The following is an 11,468-nucleotide window of genomic DNA, read 5'->3' as shown; positions in this document are numbered from 1 at the left end:
TTTTTAGTCCTGATAGGATTGTACGAGAAAGTAGTTCCTATCAGCAGATTGCTTAATGATTAGTATTTTTTCCTGGTAAGCCAGCGGTTCACCGTTCAGCGATTTCACGTAAACAGAGAGCGAATCACCATCTATATGTACTTCCGCATTTCCCATTTTCTCGCCCGAGATACTGGAGAGTAAAACGCCTTTTCTTCCAACAAAATCTTTGGCAGCATCCCCATCTTTATTGAGATTCCTGAAGAAGCTCTTAAAAGGAGTGGTGAATATTTTGGTTAGGAAAAGAGCCGGAATGAAAACGGCCAGTAAGATCACGAACCCAAAGAAATTGCTGTAACTTGAGGTTAGCGCGGTAAGCAGCACCGTGCTGAACCACCAGATAAAGATGAAACAGGTAAAGGTGAACATGAATGGCAGCCCTACAAAATTGAAATAGACCAGCAGGATCTGCCACCATTTTAAAGGTTGTATTCTTTTTCCCACTACCTGTTCCTTGGTGAGCTCCGCATTCGAGACGTCCTGGAAGTCCATGTTCGCGCCGTCTGTTGCCAGGTCGGTATCGATATCCAAATCTGTATCAATATCCACGTCCATATCCAGGTCGAAGTCGATCCCACTGATCATCGTGAGAATCCAGTAGATCAGCAACAAGATCAGGAAAATAGTGAGTGTAAGATTTACCTCAGAGAATAATATTTGGAATAATTCTGCCACGTTCTGTTAACTTTTGTCTTCATCTTTTAAGCCCAGTTGATCCTTCAACTTGTCGAGATCGCTATCGGCTTTAGCTTCCGTAGAATTTGCCGCTTTTTCCAGCTCTTCATCGATTGATTTACTGGCGTTGGCAATATCGCCGTAGGCCTCGGCCAGCGCCTCTTCCTGCGCTACTTTTTCTTTCATTCGTTCCAGCATCGAAACGGTCCCGCTACTGTCAATTTCTGCCATTTGCTTATTTAGGCTTTTAGTAGCATTACTCACTTTCACGCGAGCTTTCAGGGTTCTGAGTTCATTTTCCCAGTTACTGATGTTGGCCTTGATAGACTGGATATTCTGCTCGAGCTGCGAAACATTATCATTGAATTTCTTGGTTTCAGCCTCGGCGCGCTCCACGTGTCGCTGGGCTTCTTCCTTTTTTACAAGGGCTTCTTTTGCCAGGCGATCAGCTTCAGCAGCATCCATCTCGCCGCGCTGTCCTTTTTTCAGAATCAACACCGCCTTCTGGTGATAATCTTCTTTTTTATCCAGGAATTCTTCCTGGTCATTTTTAGCACGGATTGCGAGTGCCTTAACCCGAGCCAGAGCCTCCAGATTCTTATCCAGGTCCAGTTTAAGATCCCTGATCCCCTGTTCGGTCAATTTGATGGGGTCTTCCATTTTATCTAAAGCAGAATTTGCTTCTGCCTCTCCTATTTTAAAAAGTCGTTTAAAGATATTCATAACGGTATGGTTTAATATTTAGAGAATTCAATAATTTTTTCTGAGTATTCGCTCATCAGGAGGCTCAAGGAATTCAGCGAGCCCTCGAGTTCATTAAGGTCAAGATTTTCGATTTGCAGCGTATCGCGGAAAATGACCTTCTGGCCAGATTCATCCAGGACAAAGGCTCCATGAATGATATCACGATTCTTCTGAAGCAGGCTGCGAAAAATCTTTTCAGACTGGTTATTCACCCGGAAAATGAATTGTTCTATGATCAGGATTGGCGGTGCCACTCCCAGGATCAGGTTCTTGAATCCCGCGTTTTCCTTTTGGATCACCAGGATTCCCTCCTCTTCATTTTCAAAAGTGATGTCAAGGTTAAGCTCCAGAAGAAAGTTTCTGGTAACCTGAAAGTAATTTTGCATGTGAAACAGTTTTGATTAGGATTGATTTTCAGATTTTAATATTACGAAAAAACTCAGCGCTTTTTAAGGTATTATTAACATAATTACCAGACTAATTATAAATGCGATCATAATTTTAATTTTTTTAGTGATTAGAACATAATTTGAAAAGAAACCTATAACTACCAATTTTAATAGTATAAATTTTCTATATTAGCTAATATTGTTAGTTAAAGATACTAATTAAAATTATAATTGCAAATATTTTTAGCATAAATGAGTTTTTTTGGGAAAAATATTAGAAAGATTAGGAATGTAAAAAAGCTTAGTCAGCAGGCGTTTGCGGAGTTATTTGATCTGAAGCGAGCTACTTTAGGTGCTTATGAGGAAGAACGAAGCGAACCAAAATTGGAAACGATCATTAAGATTGCTAATTATTTTAGCATAACCATCGATGACCTGCTCACCAAAGAACTTACTATTAACAAACTACTGAAGTTTAAGGAAGACCTGCCCTATTCCAATTCCTTTTACGAAGATTTAATGTCACGAATTCCCTGCATCTTCCCTCAAACCGAATTCGAGTATATTCGAAATTATCACCAGGAAGAATTTATCAATTCCCTTCCCTGTGTAAAATTGCCATTGCAATCCACTCAAAAGAGACGTGCCTTCGTGATCTCTACTTCTGAAATGGCTTCAAAGTCTAGCGGAATTCAGCCCAATGACATGGTGGTGGGTGAATGGCTCGATCTGGAAAATTCTGAAAATATCAGTACTGCGCCGCTGGTAATGGTCATTACTGAAAAAAGGTTGATTTTACGGAATTTAACCATTAGTGGTTCAAAGATCGTTCTTTCCACACAGCAGCCTGGTTATGAAGATATTCTTCTGAAAAAGGAAGAGATCCTGGAACTCTGGGAGATCAAACAGATCTTTATGAACCAGCTGCCGCAACCAGAAAATGATCTGAAAGGGAAATTATCAAACCTGGAAGAAGAGATCAACAAGCTGAAGAAATACCTTTAATAAATACACATTCTACCTTCAAAATCAGCAGCATATTGCTGATTTTTGTATTTTTACAGTACCCAAAATCTTAAACCTGACCTATGAAAAACTTTTATCTCGCAGTACCGGAGGACCCAGATTAAGCAGTTGATTCCCAAATAAAACTCTTTATCAACCCCAAATAGTAACCTACAAACCGGTCTGCATATGTTTGCCTCTAATCATTTATTGGCCACATTTTCGGCATTTTTATTTTTATTCTTAAGCGTTTCCACGGTTCATGCCCAGTGTGCCGAAAATGCTGCTGTCCAAATTTCGGCCAATGCCAGTTCTATTTGCCCGGGAGAGTCTGTTGAGTTCACTTCCGAAGTTACCGGGATAGGCAGCAACGAACTGAATTACCAGTGGTATCGCAACTCACAACCTATTAATAACGCCTCTTCCAGCAGCTATTCCGCCACAGGCATCAGCGATGATGACTCTTTTTCCCTGAAAGTTACACTCACCTGTGAAGCTGGACAGCAAATTATCGGGAGTAATTCGGAAGTTATTGAAGTTTACACGATCCCAGACGTAGAGGTTCCAGATGACATCAGTGTTTGTAATGGGGAAATAATTCAATCTATTTCCTTTAGTTCCAACGCTTCCGGCAACATTAATTACAGCTGGGTGGCCAATGACTCGTCCATTGGGATACCCACTTCCGGTACTGGGTCCATTCCTCAGTTTACGGCAGGTAATTCGGGTTCCGCAAGCAAAATCGTTAGCGTGGAGGTCACTCCGGATATCAACGGTTGTGAAGGTGAAAGCAAGATTTTCCAGATTACGGTCTTTCCAACACCTTCAGTAAATAATCAAACTGATCTTTTGGTGTGTAATGGAGAGACCGTGGAGGCGATCATTTTCGGCGGAAGCCAGGTTTCGAACACGACCTATCAATGGCAAAGCGACGAGGCATCAATTGGGATTTCAGCAAGCGGAAATGGGAAAATTCCATCATTCACCGCTCAAAATACTACCGAAGAACCCATCACGGCGAACATCAGCGTGATACCGGAAGCCAATTCCTGCCAGGGTGAAACCATGGAATTTCAGATAACTGTTAATCCTACTCCAGATTTTGATACTCCGGAAGATATAGTGGTTTGCAACGGCGAAACTATTTCCTCGATCAACTTTACGGGCAGCAATGTGAGCGGAACCAGTTTTAGCTGGACCAATGATCAGGCTTTTATTGGCCTGGCCGCTAATGGCTCGGGCAATATTCCAGATTTTACTGCTGAAAACAACGGAAATTCTCCCATTACCGCAAATATACTGGTGACTCCGGAAGCCAATTCCTGTCTAGGCGAAACCCGTTCCTTTACTATCACCGTGAATCCAACGCCTAAAGTGGAACAGCTACAGGATATCACCATTTGTGAAGGGGAAGATGTGGGCCTGATCGCTTTCAGTAATCTCCCGGTTGAAAACACCACTATTCAATGGACTGCCGATAATACGGAAACTGGCATCCCGTCTTCCGGAGAAGGAAGCATTCCTGCTTTTAGCGCAACCAATACCACGGCTGAAATTATGGAAACTACGGTGAGTTATTACCCTGTTGCCAATTCCTGCGAAGGAGAAACCAAAACCTTCAAAATCAGGATAAAACCTCAACCGGTTCTGGAGGCTCCGGAAAACAGGACGTTTTGTTCCGGAACCGAAGTTTCGGCTATTTCGGTGGAAAAAAATATCCATGCGCTGGTTTTTGACATTTCGGGAGGTGCAGAAATTGGTCTTTCCAATCGTACCAATGCGACAGAAATCCCGGTCTTTACTCCGGTAAATAATTCCAACACACCAAAAACGGCCAGTATCAGTCTGCTTCCAAAATATGATGGTTGCACGGGAGAAGCTGTGAATTTTGAAATTACCGTGAATCCCCTGCCAAGTATCTCGGTTTCACCATCGGCGCAGGAAATTTGCTCGGGCGAAACCAGTTCGATTAAACTAAACAGCAACATTGAAAATACCAATTTCAGCTGGGAAATCAAATCTATTACCCCGTCCGGCGCGATCACTGGTGCCGAACCGGGAAGTGGTCCAGAGATCGTACAACATTTAACCAACTCTACTTCCGAAGCAGCTACAGTGATCTACCGCGTGGTGGCGGAAGCCGCTTCCTGCGAAACCAGTCCGCTGGAAATCCCGATCACCGTAAACCCATTACCGGTACTGGTGGTGAATAATCCTGAAACCGTTTGTGCTCCCGCCGCGGTCGATCTTACGGCAGAGCCTATTACAGCAGGTTCGGGTAATTCTCTTCACTTTAGTTACTGGAAAGATGAAGCGGCGACTTCTGAACTGGAAAATCCAGCGGAAGCACCGGCCGGAACCTATTATATCAAAGCTGAAAATGCCTCGGGTTGTGAACAGGTAGCCGAAGTTATCGTAACCGAATATGATGCTCCGGTCCTTACCAGCCCTTCAGAGGTACCAGGATTTTGTTCAGAAACCGCTTTTAACTATGAATTTGAAAGCTCAGTTCCTGGCACCCAGTTCAACTGGTCCCGCCCGGCCATCAGCGGAATTTCGACTCCGGCTAACAGCGACACGGGGATGATCGATGAAGTGTTGGTGAATACAACGAATCACCCGATTGACGTGGAATACGAAGTGACGATGATCAGCCCGGATGGTTGCATCGCTTCGGAAAAAATCCATACCACAGTAACTCCTACTCCAGTGCTTACCAGTACCCTTTCTCCGGGAAGTGTTTGTAGCGGGACCGCTTTTACATACCAGCCGGAAAGCAGCGTTACCGGGACTACTTTTACCTGGAGACGCGAAGCCGTGAACGGGATCAGCAATGCCGCCGCAAGTGGAAACGGAGCAATATCGGAAACCCTGGAAAATACTACCAATCAAACACTCGCTGTCACTTACCAGTACAGCCTGAGCTCAAATAACTGTTCGAACCCACAAACCTACAGTATTACCGTACCGGTTACCCCCTCGCCCAATACCCAGGTCTTTGCTGCGGTAAATGATGGGGAGAGGCAAGCTGAAGAGATCGAGATCTGCGAAGGTGGCAGCATCGATCTTTTTTCTGAAACGCAATTACCGGAGGTTTCCGAGCTTCCTTCTGAAATTCTGAATGCCAATTTCAATTCAGGTGCAGATGGATGGAGCTCTACCGGCAATGGCACACGTTCCTGGAACATCGCCAGTGATAATACCACTGTTGATGAGCAGTGTGGTTATGTCTATGTTGGGCCTAATTGGTGGGATTATGAATACCAGTGCAACGATGTAAACCTACGGTCAAACGACCATTCTTCGTTCTTCCTGGTAAACAGCCGCCAGAATAACGGTGCCTTTTCCAATGTGGCATTGACGAGCCCGGTTTTCAGCACGTCTGCTTACCAGTCATTAAACCTGAGCTTTTGGCATTATTACCGGGATGGCGGTAGTCGCTGGAACGACAACCTGGATATCGGTCGGTTAGAATACCGCATCGGTAACGGCGCGTGGACAAGTCTCAACGGAACTTCCTATACTTCTACCCAGGGAAGTCCTAATGGTTTCGTGCAGGGAAATTATGACATCAGTTCGCTGATTGGCCACGAAAATGTGCAGATCCGTTTCAATTATGATAATGCCAATGGAGATTATTACTGGGCCATCGATAATATCAGTATCACCGGGGAAGGCGGGCAGCCTGCTGAAGTACAATGGACTGCCGATACCAGCGACTGGACTTCCGAAGAAACGAATCCGCAGAACATCAGTCCTGTAGAGACCACTACTTATACCGCCACCTATACTGATCCAGAAACAGGTTGTCCTGGTTCTGCTTCCGTAAAAGTTATCGTAAGAAATCCTCCTCAGCCGCAGATCAGGGCAGATTATTGTGCCTACCCTAACGAACCGAATAAGATCCGGTTGTACGTGGAAGGTAATTATGACCAGTATGAATGGACCAGTTCCGGCGAAGTCATAGGGAATGCTGCATCGATCGACGTCACTTCGGCACAGGGATACAGCATCAGGGTTTGGGAAAATGGCTGTGAAGGTACAGGCTCCATAGATATTTCAGAAAATCTTATCGAAAATGGTGATTTTGAAGCCGGGAATACTGGCTTTGTTACCCAATACAGCTACCAGACCAATCGCAACGGCCAGCAGGAACTTGTGCCTGAAGGAACTTACACGGTGGATACCAATTCCAACCAGTACCACGGATCCTTCCATGACAACGGCGACCATACCACTGGAAACGGGAATTTCATGATCGTGAACGGGGATCCCAACCTGGGAAGTACTGTTTGGGAATCGAACGGTTATATTGCTGTAAAACCTGGAACCGATTATTACTTCAGTGCCTGGACCACCAACCTGGTCTATCGTAATGAAGCTGAAAAATACGCGCAGCTGCGGTTACAGATCATCGTTAGGAATGGAGGGAATGAGCAAATTGTAGCAGAATCTACTCTTGGAGACCTTCGGTTTCAGAATGTAGGAGAATGGATCGAATTTTACAATCCACAAGTCTGGAATTCCGGGGAATTTACCGAAGTGAAACTGCGCATCATCAATGAAAATACGATCAGGGACGGAAATGACTTTGGGATCGATGACATTTCCTTTGCCGAGATCAACGCGGTGGCTTTTGATTTTGAACCTTCCAATGACTCCCCGGTTTGCGAAGGCGGAAGCGTACAGCTTTTCGCCAATCTCGAAGGCGGAAGGGAACCCATAACCTATCAGTGGACAGGTCCTAATAATTTCACATCTTCCGAAGCCAACCCTATCATTGAAAATATGACTCCGGCGGAAGCGGGCGATTACGAACTTCAGGTAACCGACTTCTATGGTTGCGACAATACCATCAAGTCGACAAAAGTTACCGTAATTCCCGCAACGATCGTCAATGCCGGTAAAGACCAGGTAATCTGCTCAGATGCTTCTGAAGTTCAATTAGGCGGAAGTGTATCAGGATCTGTCAGTTCCGGGTTTTGGAGTGGCGGAAATGGCAGCTTTGTGCCTTCTCCAAATGAACTGAACGCAATTTACCAACCTTCCGAAGAAGAAATACAAAATGGCCTTGCAACGCTCATTCTTACTTCTGATGAACCAGATGCGCCTTGCGAAGCCGTGAGCGACACCCTCAGGATTCAGATCAATCCCAGCCCGATGATCGATAATATTGCGATTCAGAATGTAAGTTGTTTTGGTGGCGATAACGGTAGTGCCAGCCTGATAATGACAACGGGAACGGAACCTTTTACTTACGAATGGAGCAATGCGGCAACCACGCAAACCATTAATAATCTTGAAGCCGGAAGCTATTCGGTCGTCGTAACCGATGCCAACGGATGCTCCGCTTATCAGGAATTCGAAATACGCGAACCTGCACCCCTAGAATTGCTGAATACCACGGTGACGAATATAGCATGTTTTGGAAACGCTACCGGTGAAATTACAGCCGAGCTCAGCGGAGGTTTCCTGGAAGAAGAAACTCCGCAATACATTGCCGTGCTTCTGAATTCTGAAAGTGAAGAAGTCGCCAGGATCCAGAGCGCTGAGACTTTGCTGAATCTTACTGACATTCCGGCTGGAAATTATACGCTTCAGCTGAGTACGGCAAAAAGCTGTACCACCATCAGTAAATCCATCACTCTTACACAACCGGAAGAGATCCCTGTGGAAGCAGGGGAAAAGATTAACATTGAAGAATGTGGCCGAACATCGGTTTTCCTGAATGCCACGGCCGTGAATGCCGAATTGGGTTCTGGAACCTGGAGCATTATTTCAGGTGAAGGCGGTGAAATTGACGATTTGAGCAATCCCTCAAGCCGTTTTTCCGGACTTCCGGAAACTACCTACATTCTTCGGTGGACCGTTAATCCCGAAAATGGTTGCGAAGCCATAAACGATGAAACCGAGGTTTCTTTTTCCGGTGCCTGTAGTCAACTGGATTTTGACGGAGAAGATGATTATGTGGATCTGGGTCAAAACTTCAATTTTGCTGGCAATTTCACGGTGGAAGCCTGGGTGAAACCGCATGATCTTGATGCTGCGAAAACCGTCATCAGTAAAAAAGACAGGCTGAACAATACCGGCTACGAGCTTTTGATCTCCAATGCCAAACCGGAATTTCAGTATAACAATAAGATAATCAGTTCTCCTTTTAAGATCACTACAGACAGATGGTATCACCTGGCCTGTACGGTAGCTGCCGATAAGATAAGCCTTTATATAGACGGCGTCGAGGTGAAGTCGGTTACCGGGGCCACGATTTCCGGAAATGAGCTTCCGGCGAGCATTGGAGCATCCCTTTCCGCAGAACAGCGGCCAGCAGACCATTTTCATGGCTGGATACAGGAAGTACGATTGTGGAAACAGGCGCTGAGCGCGGAGCAGCTTCGGTTTATGATGAATCAGCCTTTGGAAAATAAGAACGGAAATGTCCAGGGAAGTATTTTGCCTGTCGCGGTTCCGGGAGCTCCAGCCTGGAATACACTGGCCGGCTATTACCGCCTGCTGGTAAACGAGCTAAATGGTGGATCTACGCCCGACGCTTCTTCTAATAACCTGGACGGTACTTTACTAAATATGACCACTCTCCAGGAAAATACTGCGCCCCTGCCCTATATCCTGTTTCAGGATGTAAACACCGCCTGGTACGATCGTTCCTCCTGGACCCTGCCGGCTACTTATAATGGCCGGGCGATCACGCAGCGCCAGGTTTGGGATTCCCCAAATGGCAGCAGTGTGAAACCTTCGGAAAAGATCAACTGGAACATCGTGATCCTTCGCGGAAATATTAAGAATGAGGCGGCTGCCAATAATCAGAACCAGATTCGGCTACTCGGGCTGCTGTCTGAAAATGGCACTTTTGAAATGAGTGGAGAAAACAACTTCAGCGGAAATGCGCTGATCGTTGATCGCTACCTGAAACTCGATGGCGTAATAGACCTGGATGGCGAATCTCAGCTCCTGCAGCCAGACGGAAGTGTTCTTGCTTCGGAAAGTTCCGGCTATCTAGATAAAGACCAGCAGGGAACGCAAAACAGTTTCAATTACAATTACTGGACCTCACCGGTGAGTGAGCAGGGAAAACAGCCAAATTCGGGTTACCGTATTTCCGAAGTGCTGATGGATGGAAGCGATCCCGAAAACCCGGCCGGTATCTCGTTCAATCCCCAATATCATTGGGCCGATCATAGTTATTCCGGTGGATTGCACATCAGCACCTACTGGTTGTATGTCTTCCACGGCAGTGCCAACCAGTACAGCCAGTGGCATCACATAGACCAGAATGCAAACCTCGAAACTGCGGAAGGTTTCACGATGAAAGGAACGCGGGGTGCCGCGAGCATCCGTGACCTGCAGAATTACACTTTCCGCGGAATGCCCAATAATGGTAGTATTTCCCTGAAAATTTCCAAAGGTGAGAACCGCCTGGTGGGAAATCCGTATCCTTCGGCTATTGACGCTACGGAATTTATTCGCGATAACCTGAAAGATGTTTCCGGCGGAAGGAACTCAGCCAATGTATTTAATGGAAGTCTCTATTTTTGGGACCACTTTGGGCAGGAAAACACGCATATCCTGGCAGAATACGTGGGCGGTTACGCCACGATGAACCTTTCTGGTGGCGTCCCGGCTATTGCCAACGATGCCCGTATCAATGCCAACGGTAGAAAAGGATCCAAAATCCCGGCGCGTTACATCCCTGTGGGACAGGGCTTCTTTGTGAATGTCTCCATAGATGATGTTAGCGGAAATAATTACAATGTTCAGGGCGGAAACGTAAAATTTGAAAATCACCAGCGGATCTTCCAGCGCGAAAACCCGGGAAATTCCCAGTTCCTGATGCAGGAAGAACGTAGTAAGTCCCCTGAACAGGCTGTGACCAGCGACCTAAGGCCCAAGATCAGGCTGCAGTTCCATTCACCGGAAGGTTATCATCGTCAACTACTGGTGACCGGTGATCTCAATGCTACTGAAGGGGTGGACCTCGGTTATGACGCCCCGCTCATCGAAAGCAACAAAGAAGACCTCTACTGGCTCGTCAATGACGCGTCGATGGTGATACAGGCCGTGCCGCAATTTGGTGGCGAGCTGAAACTGCCGCTGGGAATGAGAGTTTCTTCAGCCAAAGAATTTGAGATTTCCATAGACAGCCTGGAAAACTGGTCTCCTTCCAAAGAAATTTATCTGAAAGACCAGAAATTAGACAGCCTTCATAATCTCCGCCAGGCTTCTTACAAGGCAATTTCAGAAGAAGGCGAGATCACCAAGCGTTTTATGCTGGTTTTCAGGAACAGGTTGCTGGAGAAACCTTCAGAAAAAGAAGACCTGGAGCGCTTTTTTGATATAGGCTATTACAATGATCCTGACACTTTCGAGCTGGAAAATCAGCAGGAAATACCGGTTTCCAAAATTCTCATATTCGATATGGGTGGAAAACTACTATCCAGTTTCAGGGACATTCCTACGGAAAAAGCCGTTCGCTTCCGGATGGAATCGCTTCCTGCAGGCACGTATATTGTAAAGGTTTACAGCGAAAAAGGCATTTTGAACAAGAAATTCCTGGTGAAGAATTAACATACGGCCCGATCTTATCGGGCCGTTATCTTCTCT

Annotated in this window: 5 protein-coding genes; 2 read left to right on the top strand and 3 right to left on the bottom strand. The window is 45.8% G+C overall.

The window, feature by feature from the left end:
- Positions 1-3 precede the first annotated feature (3 nt).
- The 3 genes from GRFL_RS13660 to GRFL_RS13650 all read right to left on the bottom strand — a co-directional run bounded on the left by GRFL_RS13660 (position 4) and on the right by GRFL_RS13650 (position 1,844).
- On the bottom strand, positions 4-624 hold the full coding sequence (locus GRFL_RS13660) for a hypothetical protein (RefSeq protein WP_423738277.1): 621 nt from the start codon (positions 622-624) through the stop codon (positions 4-6).
- A gap of 96 nt (positions 625-720) precedes the next feature.
- Complete coding sequence (locus GRFL_RS13655; protein WP_083645157.1) at positions 721-1,437, bottom strand: PspA/IM30 family protein; 717 nt, start codon at positions 1,435-1,437, stop codon at positions 721-723.
- 11 nt (positions 1,438-1,448) lie between these two features.
- Positions 1,449-1,844: a CesT family type III secretion system chaperone gene (locus GRFL_RS13650; RefSeq protein ID WP_083645156.1), complete on the bottom strand. Its 396-nt coding sequence runs from the start codon at positions 1,842-1,844 to the stop codon at positions 1,449-1,451.
- 255 nt (positions 1,845-2,099) lie between these two features.
- Between GRFL_RS13650 and GRFL_RS13645 the strand changes: the two genes are divergently transcribed.
- The gene (locus GRFL_RS13645) at positions 2,100-2,852 is read left to right on the top strand and encodes a helix-turn-helix domain-containing protein (RefSeq protein WP_083645155.1); all 753 of its coding nucleotides are present in this window, start codon (positions 2,100-2,102) and stop codon (positions 2,850-2,852) included.
- A gap of 189 nt (positions 2,853-3,041) precedes the next feature.
- Positions 3,042-11,432 (top strand): PKD-like domain-containing protein, encoded by an 8,391-nt coding sequence (locus GRFL_RS13640; RefSeq protein WP_083645154.1) that lies wholly within the window; start codon positions 3,042-3,044, stop codon positions 11,430-11,432.
- Positions 11,433-11,468 lie beyond the last annotated feature (36 nt).

Origin of the sequence: Christiangramia flava JLT2011 (genome assembly GCF_001951155.1) — a bacterium.
Classification (GTDB): Bacteria; Bacteroidota; Bacteroidia; order Flavobacteriales; family Flavobacteriaceae; genus Christiangramia; species Christiangramia flava.
Note: the sequence above shows the minus strand (reverse complement) of the source record. Positions and strands in the feature narration are given on the sequence as shown.

Bases quoted from the DNA above. Each gene is read 5' to 3' on its own strand.
- GRFL_RS13660 (WP_423738277.1), bottom strand. From the start codon at position 624: ATGATCAGTGGGATCGACTTCGACCTGGATATGGACGTGGATATTGAT.
- GRFL_RS13640 (WP_083645154.1), top strand. From the start codon at position 3,042: ATGTTTGCCTCTAATCATTTATTGGCCACATTTTCGGCATTTTTATTT.
- GRFL_RS13655 (WP_083645157.1), bottom strand. From the start codon at position 1,437: ATGAATATCTTTAAACGACTTTTTAAAATAGGAGAGGCAGAAGCAAAT.
- GRFL_RS13650 (WP_083645156.1), bottom strand. From the start codon at position 1,844: ATGCAAAATTACTTTCAGGTTACCAGAAACTTTCTTCTGGAGCTTAAC.
- GRFL_RS13645 (WP_083645155.1), top strand. From the start codon at position 2,100: ATGAGTTTTTTTGGGAAAAATATTAGAAAGATTAGGAATGTAAAAAAG.